Below are 14,277 nucleotides of genomic sequence, written 5' to 3' on the forward strand. Positions count from 1 at the left end.
GCCGACGTTGCGTTCTGCGGGTCGGGAGGACCTAGGCAGAACGGACGAGGTCGAGGAAGCGGCGGTGGAAGCGGTCCTCGCCGGCGACCTCGGGGTGGAACGCACTGGCCAGGACGTTGCCCTGCTGCACCGCGACGACCTGCCCGTCGGCCAGGGCGCCGAGCACCTGGACGCCGGCCCCGTGCTCCTCGACCACGGGCGCGCGGATGAACACCGCGTGCACGGGGGCCTCGCCGAGCGCCGGCATCGGGATGTCGGTCTCGAAGGAGTCGTTCTGGTTGCCGAAGGCGTTCCGGCGCACCCTGGTGTCGAGCACGTCGAGCGTCTGCTGCCCCGGGATACCAGCGGCGATCCGGGAGGACAGCATGATCATCCCGGCGCAGGTGCCGTAGGCCGGCAGTCCGTCGCGGATCGCGGCGCCGAGCGGCTCCGCGACGCCGAACGTCCGGGAGAGCTTGTCCATGACGCTCGACTCGCCGCCGGGGACCACGACACCGTCGAGCGCGTCGATCTCCTCCGGGCGACGGAGCGGCACCACGTCGGCGCCGAGCTCCGTGAGCGAGGCGATGTGCTCCCGGAAGTCGCCCTGCAGCGCGAGGACCCCGATGCGGGGTCGGGCGCTCACCAGCCGCGCTCGGCGAGGCGGTGCGGCGCGGGGACGTCGGCGACGTTGATGCCGACCATGGCCTCGCCCAGCCCGCGGGAGACCTCGGCGATGACCTTCGGGTCGTCGTGGAAGGTGACGGCCTTGACGATCGCCGCGGCACGCTTCGCCGGGTCGCCCGACTTGAAGATGCCGGAGCCGACGAACACGCCGTCCGCGCCGAGCTGCATCATCATCGCGGCGTCGGCCGGGGTCGCGACACCACCGGCGGTGAACAGCACCACCGGGAGCTTGCCGGTCTGCGCGACCTCCTTCACGACGTCGAACGGCGCCTGGAGCTCCTTCGCGGCGACGTAGAGCTCGTCCTCCTTGAGGTGGCGCAGTGCCGCGATCTCCTTGGAGATGGTGCGGATGTGCTTCGTCGCCTCGGACACGTCACCCGTGCCGGCCTCGCCCTTGGAGCGGATCATCGCCGCACCCTCGGTGATGCGACGGAGCGCCTCGCCCAGGTTCGTGGCACCGCAGACGAAGGGGGTGGTGAACTTCCACTTGTCGATGTGGTTGACGTAGTCGGCGGGCGACAGCACCTCGGACTCGTCGATGTAGTCGACGCCGAGCTCCTGCAGGACCTGGGCCTCGACGAAGTGGCCGATGCGGGCCTTGGCCATGACCGGGATGGACACCGCGGCGATGATCTCCTCGATCATCGACGGGTCGGACATGCGGGCGACGCCGCCCTGCGCACGGATGTCGGCGGGGACGCGCTCGAGCGCCATGACGGCGGTCGCGCCGGCCTCTTCCGCGATGCGGGCCTGCTCGGCATCGATGACGTCCATGATCACGCCGCCCTTGAGCATCTCGGCCAGGCCGCGCTTGACGCGGTCGGAGCCGGTGATCGAGGTGCCGTTGGTGTCCGAGGTGCTGGTGCTGTCGCTCATGATGCCGACAGTCTAGTCCGCGGCGGGCCAGCCTTCGGCGACGAGTCGGCGGGTGTCACCGAGCAACTGGGACATCGACTTGGTGCGGGCGATGATCGGGAAGAAGTTCGAGTCCGACGCCCACCGCGGCACGATGTGCTGGTGGAGGTGCGCGGCCACGCCGGCGCCGGCGATCTCGCCCTGGTTCATCCCGATGTTGAACCCGTCGCAGTGCGACACCTCGCGCAGCACCCGCATCGCGGTCTGCGTCAGCTCGGCCATCTCGCGGGTCTCCTCCGCGGTCGCCTCGTCGTACAGCGGGACGTGACGGTAGGGGCAGACGAGCAGGTGCCCGTTGTTGTACGGGAACAGGTTGAGCAGGACGTAGGCGTGCTCGCCGCGGGCGACGATCAGGGCGTCCTCGTCGGACTTCCGCGGGGCCTCGCAGAACGGGCAGTCGTCCTCGTGACCTCGGCCCTTCCCGTCGCGGCCGGCGTCGATGTACGCCATCCGGTGCGGGTTCCACAGGCGCTGGAAGGCGTCGGGAACCGCGGCGCCGGTCGCGGCGTCGCGGATCACCAGCGGGTCGGGACCGACCACGTCGTCGACGTGACCGGTCCCGGGGATGTCCGGTGTGCCTCCAGGCTGCGCCGCGTCCACGACCGGCTGCTCCTCGTCCATCAGACCTGCGCGCGGTCGCGGATCGCGGTGAGGATGCGGTCGACGGCCTCGTCGACGGGCACGCCGTTGTCCTGGCGACCGTCGCGGAAGCGGAACGAGACCGCACCGGCGTCGCGGTCGTCACCACCGGCGATGAGCTGGAACGGCACCTTCGCCTTGGTGTGCGTGCGGATCTTCTTCTGCATGCGGTCGTCCGAGTGGTCGACCTCGGCGCGGACACCGTGCGAGCGGAGCTTCGCGACGACCTCGTCGAGGTAGTCGCCGTACTCGGCCGCGACCGGGATCGCGACGACCTGCACCGGGGACAGCCATGCCGGGAACGCGCCGGCGTAGTGCTCGGTGAGGACACCGAAGAAGCGCTCGATGGAGCCGAACAGAGCACGGTGGATCATCACCGGACGCTGGCGCGAGCCGTCCGGCGCGGTGTACTCGAGCTCGAAGCGCTCCGGCAGGTTGAAGTCGAGCTGCACGGTCGACATCTGCCACGTGCGGCCGATCGCGTCCCGCGCCTGCACCGAGATCTTCGGGCCGTAGAAGGCTGCGCCCGCGGGGTCCGGGACGAGCTCGAGGCCGGACTCCTCGGCGACCTCGCGCAGGGTGTTCGTCGCGACCTCCCACACGTCGTCGTCGCCGACGTACTTCTCCGGGTCCTTCGTGGAGAGCTCGAGGTAGAAGTCGTCGAGGCCGTAGTCGCGGAGCAGCGACAGCACGAACTGGAGCGTCGTGGTCAGCTCCTCCTTCATCTTCTCCTGCGTGGTGAAGATGTGGGCGTCGTCCTGCGTCATGCCGCGCACGCGGGTCAGGCCGTGGATCACGCCGGACTTCTCGTTGCGGTAGACCGTGCCGAACTCGAACATCCGCAACGGCAGGTCGCGGTAGGACCGGGCCTGCGAGCGGTACGCCAGGATGTGCATCGGGCAGTTCATCGGCTTGAGGTAGTAGTCCGCCCCCTGCCGGGTGACGTTGCCGTCCTCGTCGCGGGCCTCGTCCATGTGCATGGCCGGGAACATGCCGTCCTTGTACCAGCCGAGGTGGCCGGACTGCTCGAACAGGTCGCCCTTGGTGATGTGCGGCGTGTAGACGAAGGAGTAGCCCTCCTGCTCGTGCCGACGGCGCGAGTAGTCCTCCATCTCTCGGCGGATGATGCCGCCCTTCGGGTGGAAGATCGCCAGGCCCGAACCGATCTCGTCCGGGAACGAGAACAGGTCGAGCTCGGCACCGAGCTTGCGGTGGTCGCGCTTCGCAGCCTCTTCGAGACGGAGCTGGTGCGCCTTGAGCTGGTCCTTGTCCGGCCACGCCGTGCCGTAGATGCGCTGCAGCTGCGGGTTCTTCTCCGAGCCGCGCCAGTACGCCGCCGCGACGCGCATGAGCTTCGACGCGTTGCCGATCCAGCGGGTGTGCGGGACGTGGGGGCCGCGGCAGAGGTCCTGCCAGACGACCTCGCCCGTCTTCGGGTCGACGTTCTCGTAGACCGTCAGCTCGCCGGCACCGACCTCGACGCTCTCGCCGGAGTCGCCCTCGTCCGCTGCACCCTTGAGGCCGATGAGCTCCTGCTTGAAGGGCTCCCCCGCCATGCGCTCGCGCGCCTCGTCGTCGGTGACGACGACGCGACGGAAGCGCTGGGCCTGCCGGATGATCCGGTCCATGCCCTTCTCGATCGCCTTGAGGTCCTCCGGGGTGAAGGGCTCGGCGACGTCGAAGTCGTAGTAGAAGCCGTCGGTGACGGGCGGACCGATGCCGAGCTTGGCGTCCGGGTTGATCTGCTGGACGGCCTGCGCCAGCACGTGGGCGGCGGAGTGGCGGAGGATGTCGAGGCCGTCCTGCTCCTGCAGCGTCACGGCCTCGGCGGTCTCGCCGTCCTGCACGGTCGCGTCGAGGTCCTTGAGGGCGCCGTCGACGCGGATGGCGACGACGCCGCGCTCCCCGTCGAACAGCTCGGTGCCCGTCGTGGCCGTCGTCGCGGTGCGGGGCTCGGGTGCCTGGGGCAGGTCTGCGGGCTCGGGTGCGACTGCGTCGGTCACGATCGTGGTGCTCCTCGGTTGGTTCAGGGGTGGGTCAAGACTAGTGCGCGGCCGAGCCGGTTCAGGCGGGGACGCGACCGAGCGTGGTGACGGGCAGGCGGGGCTCGAGGCGCTCCCGACCGGCGAGGCCGTCGAGCTCGAGCAGGGACGCGAACCCGATCGCCTCGTACCCGGCACGCTCGAGCAGGGTGATCGTCGCCGCCGCGGTGCCCCCGGTCGCGAGGACGTCGTCGACGACGAGCACGCGCGTGCCCTGCGGGAGCTGGCCCGGGCGCAGCTCGAGCTCGGCCTCGCCGTACTCGAGCGCGTACTGCTCGCTGAGGACCTCGCCGGGGAGCTTGCCGGCCTTCCGCACGGTCAGCACGCCGACCTGGTGCTGCGCCGCGATGCCGCCGGCCAGGGCGAAGCCGCGGGCCTCGATGCCGGCGACCGCCTGGAAGCCACCGCCGATCGCGAAGGGCGCGGCGAGTGCCTCGCAGACACGACCGAAGGCCACGGGGTCGGAGAACACCGGCGTCACGTCGCGGAACAGGATGCCGGGCTTCGGGAAGTCCGGGACGATGGCGGTCAGGCGTTCGACGAGTGCAGCTGCGGTTTCGGTCACCGCACAACGGTACGCGACCGCGGACACGGCACACGCCGACCGTCCGGTGCCTGTCCCTCGTTCTGGAGATCGCCCCACCGCCGCTCGGCGGGTTCTGATGGTCAACGGCAGGTGGAACGGGACGTCCTGCGCGTCCCGGCAACGGACGGGAACAGGACGGGGACCATGCACTCGAGGATCAGGACACTGCTCACGCTGGCCGTCGCGGCGACGGCGGTGTTGGGCACCGTCGGTTCGCCCGCGGCTGCGACGGCTGCGTCCGTGGCACCGGTGCCAGGCACTGCCCTGCACACCGCGACCCCGGCGCAGGTCTTCGCCGGCGGGTTGTTCGTGCAGCCGGACAGCCAGCCCGCGCAGGCCGCGGCGGCACTCAGCGCGGCGGGGAGGACGACCGAGGCCGCTGCAGCCCGGACCATCGCGCAGCAGCCGATCGCGATCTGGCTCGGCGAGTGGTACACGGGCGATGCGCTGGACCGGGTGATCGCACGGAGCCTCGCCGCTGCGGAGAAGGCCGGCACCACACCGGTGTTCGTCACCTACGCCGTTCCGAACCGCGACTGCGGCGGCTACTCGGCAGGTGGTCTCAGCCCGTCGCAGTACGCCGAGTGGAACCGCCGCATCGCCGCCGACCTCAGGGGGCACCGGGCCGTGGTGATCGTGGAGCCGGACTCGCTGGCGCACCTGAGCTCGTGCACCGCCGAACGCGCGCGCCGGCCGGCGATCATCGCTGCCGCCGTGCGCGACTTCGCCGCGGCCGGCGTGCCGACGTACCTGGACGGCGGGAACGAGAACTGGAACAGCGCGGAACTGCAGGCGACCTACCTGCGGGAGGCCGGTGTCGCGCAGGCCCGCGGCTTCTTCACGAACGTCGCGAACTTCTACGGCGTCGACGGCGAGCGGGCCTACGCCGAGCGACTCAGCACGATGACGGGCGGTGCACGGTACGTCGTCGACGTGTCGCGGAACGGCCGCGGATGGCTCGGGACCTGGTGCAACCCGACCGGGGCAGGACTCGGCGGGAGGCCGCAGGTCGCAACGGGCACGACCCAGCTCGACGCTCTGCTCTGGGTCAAGACGCCCGGTGCGAGCGACGGGACCTGCAACGGCGGACCGCGGGCGGGGACGTGGTTCCCGTCGTACGCGGTGGCGCTGGTGGCCAACCGGAGACGGTGAGCACGGAGCACGACCGGGAGCACCTCGCGCCACGCGATCACGTGGTGCGAGGTGCTTCCCGTTGTGCGGAGGCGGTGGGCGCCACGATCCGCCGAGCGCTCGAGCGCTCGAGCGCTCGAGCGCTCGAGCGCGCGACCGACCGCGCACCGCGCGTCAGCGCCACATGCGCATCGCGGTGCTCCGGACGAGCAGGTCGATCTCGCGCTCGGACCGCTCGCGTTCGAGCCGCTGCCGGGTCGCGTGGTCGACCGAGGGACGCGCTCGGTGCGTCCGACGACTCCAGATGATCAGCGACATGCCGATCCGGAGGGCGATGCGGTCGGCGAGTGTGACCCGGCGGCGCACCGCGCGGGTATCGGGGGGACGGACGTCGATGTCGTTCGACACGATGGTGCCTTTCACGGGTGCCCGAGGGCATGACGGTGAACCCGACCGCCGAGCGCACGAATGCGTCGGGAACGGGTCCGCAAGAACGCCCGGGGAATGCGGGCGAGAATGATCGCAGGGCACGCAGGAATGCGCACGGCTGCATTGTCGGTGACCGGCTCGGGTCACCGCGTGGAGTCGTCGCGGGAGACGTCCGCCGCTCGCGGCCCGACCTCGATCCACCCCGTCGCACGCCCGGTCGCCGTCACCAGGACGGGGAGCCGGGCTGACGGACGCCCGGGAGGACGGCCGTCACCGGGACGAGCGGCCGCGGCGGACGCGGTCGGTACGGCCCAGCGCAGCAGGGCTGTGCCGGAGCAACCGGTACGGCGTCACCGCGCCGTCACGTCGGTGCAGCGGTGCGGATGCCTCGGTCGATCGAGGAAGAACAGCTGGAGCGGGACGTCCCGCGTCAGTGCGAACGGAGCGGGGTGCCGCCGATCCCACGGATTCCACGGAACGGGTTCGTCGTGCAGATCATCATTGTCGGCCCCCTCTCGGTCTCGTACAGCCGGTGATGCTCGTGAACACTATCGGCGTCGGGAATGCGAGCGCAACCCCTTTTCCCAACATTCCTGGAATTGCATCGCCGAACACGATCGGCACCGCCGGACGCGGAACGGCCCCGGTACCGCTCGGGTACCGGGGCCGTGCTCGGGGTCAGCTCGGACTAGACCGCTGCAGGGGCGGACGCGCGGGCCACGAGCCCGCCGTCCTCGACGTCGATCCGGACGGTGTCGCCCTCGCGCGCCTGCTCGTCCACCACGAGGGTCGCGATGCGGTCGTCGACCTCGCGCTGGATGAGTCGGCGGAGCGGTCGGGCGCCGTACTCCGGCTCGTAGCCGTGCTCGGCGAGCCACTCCGTCGCCGCGTCGGACACCGACAGGGTCATCCCCTGCGCGAGGAGCCGGAGCGCGGTGTCCTGCAGCAGCAGGTCGACGATCGACCGGAGCTGCTCCTGCGACAGCTTGCGGAAGAGCACGATCTCGTCGATGCGGTTGATGAACTCCGGGCGCATCGACTCGCGCAGCTTGCCCATCACCCGGGCGCGCAGGTCGTCCTCCGCGTACCCGCCGTCCGCCGATGCCGAGAACCCGAGCGCGCCGGAGCGCGACGCGAGGAACTCGGAACCGAGGTTCGACGTCATGATGACGACCGTGTTGCGGAAGTCGACCGTGCGCCCCTGCCCGTCGGTGAGGCGACCGTCGTCGAGCACCTGCAGCAGCAGGTTGAAGACGTCCGGGTGCGCCTTCTCGACCTCGTCGAGCAGCACGACGGAGTACGGGTTGCGACGGACGCGCTCGGTGAGCTGGCCGGCCTCGTCGTACCCGACGTACCCGGGAGGGGCACCGACCAGGCGCGAGACGGTGTGCCGCTCGCCGAACTCGCTCATGTCGAAGCGCAGCATCGCGGACTCGTCGCCGAACAGCGATCCGGCCAGGGCCTTCGCGAGCTCGGTCTTGCCGACGCCCGTCGGACCGAGGAACAGGAAGCTGCCGACCGGGCGGCGGGGGTCGCCCATGCCGGTCCGGCTGCGTCGGACGGCCGTCGCGATGGCGCGCACCGCGTCGTCCTGGCCGACGACGCGCTCGTGGAGTTCGTCCTCGAGCGTGGCGAGGCGCGAGCGGTCGCCCTGGGACAGGCGGGTCGCCGGGATGCCGGTGGCGCGCGAAACCACCTCGGCGACGTCCGCCTCGGTGATCACGCGGTCGGCGGACGACGGCCGGGAGGCGCTGCTCGCGTCCGCCTGCGAGGCGGCGGTGATCAGCGCCTCCAGTCCGTCGATCTCGTCACGGAGGCGCGACGCCTCCTCGTACAGCTCCTCGGCCACCGCGCGGTCCTTGTCGGCCCGCAGCTCCGCGACCTGGTCGCGGAGCGCCTCGACGTCCGCGTCGCCCGACAGGGCGAGGCGTCGGCGGGCGCCGGCCTGGTCGACGAGGTCGATCGCCTTGTCCGGCAGGTGCCGGTCGGTGACGTAGCGGTGCGACAGCTCCACCGCAGCGCGCAGGGCGCCGTCGGTGTAGGTGACGTCGTGGTGCTCGGCGTACCGCGGGGCGAGGCCCGTGAGGATCGCGACGGCGTCCTCGACGCTCGGCTCCCCCACCGTGACCGGCTGGAAGCGCCGCTCGAGCGCCGCGTCCTTCTCGATGCGCCGGTACTCGCTGAGCGTCGTCGCACCGACGAGGTGCAGGTCACCGCGGGCGAGGCGGGGCTTGAGGATGTTGCCGGCGTCCATCGAGCCGCCCTCGCCGCCGCCACCAGCGCCGACGACGGTGTGGAGCTCGTCGACGAAGACGATCAGCTCGTCGGCGTGCGCCGCGATCTCGTCCATCGCCGTCGTCAGACGCTCCTCGAAGTCGCCGCGGTACCGGGTGCCGGAGACCATGCCCGCGAGGTCGAGGGAGAGGACGCGCTTGCCCCGGAGCAGCGCGGGCACGTCGCCGTCGGCGATGCGCTGCGCGAGCCCCTCGACGATCGCGGTCTTCCCGACGCCGGGCTCGCCGATGAGGACGGGGTTGTTCTTCGTGCGGCGCAGCAGGATCTCGACGGTCTGCTCGATCTCGTCCGCGCGGCCGACCACCGGGTCGATGCGGCCGTCACGGGCGCGCTCGGTGAGGTCGGTGCCGAACCGGTCGAGCGTCGGGGTGTCGCTCGTCGACTCGGCCGTGGTGTCGGTCGCTCCGGGCATCGGACGCCCCTCTCGTGCTGCTGCCGCGGCCTGCTGGGCGTGCTCCTGCAGGTGCTGCGGGGTGACGCCGGCGCTCGCGAGCAGCTGCCCGGCGACGGTGTCCTGGTCGGTGACGAGCGCGAAGAAGACGTGCTCGGGGTCGGTGTACGTGCTGCCGAAGGCCCGGGCGGCCTGCGTCGCCTCGAGCAGGATCCGCTGCGCGGTGCCGGTCAGTGCGGGCTGGCCGGTCCGCTCGGGACGAGGCTCGGACGGCACGGGCAGGCGTTGCTCGACCTCGGCGGCGAACTGCTCCGGGTCGACGCCGGCGCTGCGGACGACCGCGGTGAAGGGTTCGGTGCGCACGAGGACGTGCAGGACGTGCAGGGCGTCGATCTCGTGCTGGCCCTGCGCGACGGCGTCCTCCGCGGTGCGCTGGAGCAGTTCGTGGGTGCGGCGGCTGAGGAGCCGCGTGATGTCGACCGGGCGTCCCAGCGGTACGGATCGCTGGGCGCCGGCCTGCTGGGCCGCGATGAGCCGGGCGAGGAACGCGTCGAACGCGTCGTCGCCACCGGTCGGACCGAAGGGTGCTGGCAACGGGACCTCCTGGGAACGTGAGTGCCTTCGACTCAGTGCAACGCAGGAGGAGCGGCGCCATTCCCGAGGGATCGAGAAACTTGCGTCAGGTCGACTCAGGTCCGCGCGATCGGTGCCGTGGACGCCTCGGTGACCCGGACGAGGTCCTGCGGCGCGACCTCGATGTCGAACCCACGACGTCCACCAGAGACGAAGATGCTCGGGTGCTCGAGGGCCGATGCGTCGACGACCGTGCGCAGGCGGGTCTTCTGGCCGACCGGGCTGATGCCGCCGACCACGTACCCGGTCCGCTTCTCGGCGAGGGCCGGCTGCGCGAGCGTGGCCTTCTTCCCGCCCAGCGCCGCTGCGATCGCCTTGAGGTCGAGCCGGTTCGCGACCGGGACGACCGCCACCGCGAGCTGACCGTCGACGGCGACCACGAGGGTCTTGAAGACCTGGTCCTCGCGGAGCCCGAGCGCCGCCGCTGCCTCCTCGCCGAAGTTCGTCGCGGTCTCGTGGTGCTCGTACACGTGCGGTGTGAACGGGATCCCCGCCCGCTCGAGGGCGAGGGTCGCTGGGGTGCTCGGCGATCCTGCGGTCATGGCCCGATCCTGCCCGTCCGAGCCTGCCGGTCGACCGCGGCACGCGGGGGTTACGCTGAACGGACCATGACCGTCGTCGAACTCCTCCTGCGTGCCCTCGCGGTGCTGCAGACCGGCGACGCCGCACTCCTCGGTCCCGGCGGCTCCCCGGCTCCCCTGCTCGCCGTGGCCGCACTCGGGCTCGCGGCGGTCGCGGTCACCGTGCTCGTCGTCCGCCTGCTCGCGACCGTGCTCGGTGTCGATCCGGACGGCGGGCGTGCCGAGCGGAGCGGCGCGGCAGTGGAGCGGCCGACACGGATCGCATGGAGCCACCCGGACGCCGACGGCCAGGTGCGGTCGCGAGCACCGGGAGCGCCGACACCGGCCTGACCGCCCGCGGGTGGTCGGGTCACGTCGTCGTCGACCCCTCCACCGAACGGAACGTCATGGACCTCTCCACCCTGCCCGTCGTCAGCACCCTGCTGCACGCGGGCGCCGACCTGCTCACCTCCCTCACCGCCGCGCTCTCCCCCGTCGCCGGGAGTGCGGCCGCCGCGCTCGCGGTCGTCGCGCTCACCCTGGTCGTGCGCATCGTGCTCGTCCCGCTCTCCGTGCTGCAGGTGCGTGCCGAGCGGGACCGCCGACGTCTCGCGCCGCAGCTCGCCGCGCTCCGCCGTCGGTACGGGTCGGACACCCGCCGTCTGCAGGAGGCCGTGCAGCGCCTGTACACCGCGGAACGCGTCTCCCCGCTGGCCGGCTGCCTGCCGGTGCTCGCGCAGGCGCCGGTCCCGTCGCTCGTGTACGCGCTGTTCACCCACGCCTCGATCGCCGGTGTCGCGAACACGCTGCTCGACGCGACACTGGCCGGGATCCCGCTCGGGCACACGCTGCTGGCCGTGGTCGCGTCCCCGCTCTGGAGCCACGCCTGGGTGGTGCTCGTCCTGCTCGCCGTCCTCGCGGTGGCGGTCGAGGCGTCACGTCGAGCCGCGGCGCACTGGAACCCCGTCGAGCGGCCCTCGGGACAGCCGGGGGCCGGAGCCTCCGCGGTGCTGGTCCGGTGGGCGCCCTTCGTGTCGGTGGTCTTCGCCGCGGTGGTGCCGCTCGCCGCCACGCTGTACGTCGTCACGAGCGCGGTCTGGGCGCTCGGGGAACGAGCAGTGCTGCGACGACTGGTGCGCTGAGGCCGGTGCAGCAGCCGGGGGATCAGCCGCCCTGGCCCTCCTGCTGCGGGCCCTGGTCGACCGGGTCGTACTCGGCGCCGCGACCCTGCTCCTCGTCCGGGGTGGGGACGTGCCGCTCGGTGCCGGTGCCGCCCGGGCTCGTCGCCACGTAGTCGGCCTCACCGGACTGGGTGTCGTGGCTCAGCGGCTCCAGGGTCTCGGGGTCGGCGTCGTGTCGCGTGGCGTCGTGTCGGGTGCCGTCGCGCCCGGTTCCTGCGTCTGTCGTCATGCGACCCGTCTACCCCTCGGGGACTGGACAGCCCCCCGCGCTGGGGCCGGACGCGGCGCCGTCCGGGTGGGAGCATGAGCGTGTCCGGTGCGTCCGGACCGGGAGCGCGCATGGCCGACGAGGACGTCACGGCGGAACGGGCACGACTGGAGGCCCTCGCATGGGGTGCCGGGGTCGAGCCGGCGGTCGCTGCGCGCGCTCGACTCGCGCTCCGGGCACGTGACGGGGTCGAGCCGGTCGTGCAGGAGACGCACGAGCCGCCGCAGCAGCAGCAGCAGGAGCAGGACCTGCCGGAGCCGCCGCAGCAGGAGCCGCAGCCGACCACGGCCGGACCGGGCGCCGATCCGACACCGGCTGGTGACGCGCCGCCGGCCACGGGAACGGGCGCGGTCCGTGACGGGGGTGGGGAGGGCCTCCCGGCCGGGCCGAGCACGTGGCGGACGCGCGCGAGCGGGTTGCTCTGGACCGCGCGCCCCCGGGTCTGGATCGCGCTCGGCGCCGCGGTCGTCGTCGGCCTGGCGTTCGCAGCGGGAACGCTGGTCGGGACCTCCGACGGCGAGCGGGTCGCCGCGCCGAGCACGACACCGACACCCGGGGCGATCACGCTCGAGGAGCTCCTCGACATCCCGCAGACCTACGCGGACCAGCTGCCGGGACCGGTCGAGGCCCCGGTGAGCCTCCGGACGACGCGCCTGGTCTTCACGAACCGCGCACTGGACGGCAGCGCCTTCGAGACCCCGTGGAACGTGTGGGCGGGGGTCGGGACCGACCGCGAGACGATCTGCCTGGTGGCGACCGCGAACCGCCTCGAGTCGACCACGGCGTGCTACCCGCGGGAGGACGCCCTGCACGGGAACGTGTCGCTCTCCGCGCAGTCGGCGAGCGGGACGCTGACGATCACCCTGCGCGGTGGCGGCGTGCAGGGCACGGTGACGAACGAGAACTGATCGGGAATGCTCGTCCGAGCATCTCGTTGGAGCGCTACAAGAATCTTCGGCGACCCCCTCGCGCGATCCGGATGCTCCGTGCAACACTGGATGTGCGCACTCGCCGTGGAGTCGTCACAACACCGGGTCGTCCGACCCGCACCACACCCACCGCGAGCGCGCACCGCGCACCGCCGTCACGACGGCCGGTCCGACGCGTGCTCCGGCGTTCCCCGGAGGAGGTCAGCAAGCGTGTCCACGAACACCACCACCTCGGCCGTGTCGACGAACACTCGGCCGATCACCGTCACCACCCAGTCGATCGTCGGCATCGCCGTGCTCGGGCTCGCCACCTTCTTCGCGATCACCACCGAGCTCATGCCGGTCGGGCTGCTCGGCACGATGAGCCGCGACCTCGGGGTCAGCGAGTCCACGATGGGCGTCGTCGTCACCGTCTACGCGGCAGCCGTCGCGATCCTCGCCCTCCCGCTGACGTCGCTGACGGCACGGCTCCCCCGGAAGGCGGTGCTGGTGTCGACCCTGGTCGGCTACGCGGTCTCGAACCTGCTGGTCGCCCTCGCGCCGAGCTTCGCCGTTGTGTGCGCCGGTCGGGTCGTCGGCGGCGTGGCGCACGCGCTCTTCTTCTCGGTGGCGTCCGCCTACGCGACGCGGATCGTCCCACCGCGGCTCGCGGGCCGGGCGATCGCGTTCGTCTACTCCGGCAGCTCGCTCGGCTTCGTCCTCGGCGTGCCGCTCGCGACCTGGGTCGCGCAGACGATCGGGTGGCGTCCGGCGGTGGGGTCCGTCGCGCTCGCCGCAGCCGCGCTCGCGCTGGTCGCACTGGCGTTCCTGCCCGCGGTGGGCGGGACCGCTTCACCGCACGTCGGCTCGCCGCGTGCCTGGGCGCGGACGGGGCTGCTGTCCGTCATCGTCGCCGACCTGCTGCTCTTCGCCGGGCACTACGTCGTCTACACCTACATCGGGCCGTACGCGATCGACGCCGGGCTCGACGCCGGCATGGTGAGCGGAGCGCTCCTCGTGCTCGGCGGGACCGGCATCGTCGGCCTCTGGCTCGCCGGCATGTTCGTCGACCGGGCACCGCGGCAGACCCTGGTCGCAGCGGTCGCCGTGATGGCCGCCGCCTTCGCCGTGCTGCCGTTCGTGCACGGGTCGCTGCTCGGCACGATGGTGGTCGCAGGCGTCTGGATGGCGGCGAACGGCACGACCGGCACGCTGTTCATGGCCGCGGCGATCCGCACGGGCGGCGTCTCCCCCGACATCGCCGGTGCCCTGGTGAACGGCGCGTCGAACATCGGCATCGCGGGCGGCGCGGCCGTGGGCGGTCAGGCGCTCGGAGCGGTCGGCCTGCAGTACCTGCCCTTCGCCGGGGCCGTCGTGCTGGTCGGGTCGCTCGGCGTCGTGCTCGCGGCGCGCCGTGGCTTCCCGGTGCACTCGCACACGCAGGAGCACCTGTCGACGACCTCGATCGAGGCGATCACGTCGTCGCTCGCCGTCGTCACGAGTTCGGTGCCCGTCGTCAGCCGCGCGATCGCGACCATCACCGGGTCCGTGGGCGTCGTCACGGGCTCCGTCTCGACCGCCACCGGGTCGGTGCGGTCCCAGCGGCGCGGCTGATCCGGTCGGACGAGGACGA

General features: G+C 72.2%; 14 protein-coding genes. 5 read left to right on the forward strand and 9 right to left on the reverse strand.

Annotation, left to right across the window (positions count from 1 at the left end):
• Positions 1-31: 31 nt before the first annotated feature.
• From pdxT to ACIPEQ_RS02005, 5 genes are all read right to left on the reverse strand, one after another.
• Positions 32-625: a pyridoxal 5'-phosphate synthase glutaminase subunit PdxT gene (gene pdxT / locus ACIPEQ_RS01985; protein ID WP_402713730.1), complete on the reverse strand. Its 594-nt coding sequence runs from the start codon at positions 623-625 to the stop codon at positions 32-34.
• Entirely contained in the window at positions 622-1,542 is a 921-nt protein-coding gene (gene pdxS / locus ACIPEQ_RS01990; protein ID WP_402713731.1) for a pyridoxal 5'-phosphate synthase lyase subunit PdxS, read from the reverse strand. Before pdxS ends, pdxT begins: the two co-directional genes overlap by 4 nt.
• Before the next feature lie 12 nt (positions 1,543-1,554).
• Positions 1,555-2,202: an HIT family protein gene (locus ACIPEQ_RS01995; protein ID WP_402713732.1), complete on the reverse strand. Its 648-nt coding sequence runs from the start codon at positions 2,200-2,202 to the stop codon at positions 1,555-1,557.
• Complete coding sequence (gene thrS / locus ACIPEQ_RS02000; RefSeq protein ID WP_402714206.1) at positions 2,202-4,190, reverse strand: threonine--tRNA ligase; 1,989 nt, start codon at positions 4,188-4,190, stop codon at positions 2,202-2,204. Before thrS ends, ACIPEQ_RS01995 begins: the two co-directional genes overlap by 1 nt.
• Positions 4,191-4,284: 94 nt before the next feature.
• Positions 4,285-4,827: an adenine phosphoribosyltransferase gene (locus ACIPEQ_RS02005; RefSeq protein ID WP_126891604.1), complete on the reverse strand. Its 543-nt coding sequence runs from the start codon at positions 4,825-4,827 to the stop codon at positions 4,285-4,287.
• Between the two features lie 165 nt (positions 4,828-4,992).
• On the opposite strand from ACIPEQ_RS02005, the gene ACIPEQ_RS02010 reads away from it, so the two are divergent.
• A complete protein-coding gene (locus tag ACIPEQ_RS02010; RefSeq protein WP_402713733.1) occupies positions 4,993-6,000 on the forward strand; it encodes a glycoside hydrolase family 6 protein in 1,008 nt (335 codons plus the stop codon).
• A gap of 153 nt (positions 6,001-6,153) precedes the next feature.
• Here the strand turns inward: ACIPEQ_RS02010 and ACIPEQ_RS02015 are convergent, their stop codons facing one another.
• The 3 genes from ACIPEQ_RS02015 to ybaK form a co-directional block, all read right to left on the reverse strand.
• The gene (locus ACIPEQ_RS02015; protein WP_402713735.1) at positions 6,154-6,402 is read right to left on the reverse strand and encodes a hypothetical protein; all 249 of its coding nucleotides are present in this window, start codon (positions 6,400-6,402) and stop codon (positions 6,154-6,156) included.
• Between the two features lie 694 nt (positions 6,403-7,096).
• Positions 7,097-9,688, reverse strand: coding sequence for an ATP-dependent Clp protease ATP-binding subunit (locus ACIPEQ_RS02020; protein ID WP_402713737.1), 2,592 nt, complete (start codon positions 9,686-9,688; stop codon positions 7,097-7,099).
• A gap of 95 nt (positions 9,689-9,783) precedes the next feature.
• A complete protein-coding gene (gene ybaK / locus ACIPEQ_RS02025) occupies positions 9,784-10,269 on the reverse strand; it encodes a Cys-tRNA(Pro) deacylase (RefSeq protein ID WP_402713738.1) in 486 nt (161 codons plus the stop codon).
• Positions 10,270-10,335: 66 nt separating this feature from the next.
• On the opposite strand from ybaK, the gene ACIPEQ_RS02030 reads away from it, so the two are divergent.
• Positions 10,336-10,638 carry a hypothetical protein gene (locus ACIPEQ_RS02030; RefSeq protein ID WP_402713740.1) on the forward strand — a complete coding sequence of 101 codons (303 nt, stop codon included), beginning with the start codon at positions 10,336-10,338 and terminating at the stop codon, positions 10,636-10,638.
• Positions 10,639-10,694: 56 nt separating this feature from the next.
• Positions 10,695-11,429, forward strand: a complete 735-nt coding sequence (gene yidC / locus ACIPEQ_RS02035) for a membrane protein insertase YidC (RefSeq protein WP_402713742.1) — start codon at positions 10,695-10,697, stop codon at positions 11,427-11,429.
• Positions 11,430-11,451: 22 nt separating this feature from the next.
• Here yidC and ACIPEQ_RS02040 read toward each other — a convergent pair whose 3' ends face one another.
• Entirely contained in the window at positions 11,452-11,697 is a 246-nt protein-coding gene (locus ACIPEQ_RS02040) for a hypothetical protein (protein ID WP_402713743.1), read from the reverse strand.
• 74 nt (positions 11,698-11,771) lie between these two features.
• Here ACIPEQ_RS02040 and ACIPEQ_RS02045 point away from each other — a divergent pair, with 74 nt between their 5' ends.
• A complete protein-coding gene (locus tag ACIPEQ_RS02045) occupies positions 11,772-12,644 on the forward strand; it encodes a hypothetical protein (RefSeq protein ID WP_402713744.1) in 873 nt (290 codons plus the stop codon).
• 231 nt (positions 12,645-12,875) lie between these two features.
• Positions 12,876-14,258: an MFS transporter gene (locus ACIPEQ_RS02050; RefSeq protein ID WP_402713746.1), complete on the forward strand. Its 1,383-nt coding sequence runs from the start codon at positions 12,876-12,878 to the stop codon at positions 14,256-14,258.
• The last annotated feature ends 19 nt before the right edge of the window (positions 14,259-14,277 follow it).

This window comes from Curtobacterium sp. NPDC087080 (assembly GCF_044745105.1).
Lineage (GTDB): Bacteria > Actinomycetota > Actinomycetes > Actinomycetales > Microbacteriaceae > Curtobacterium.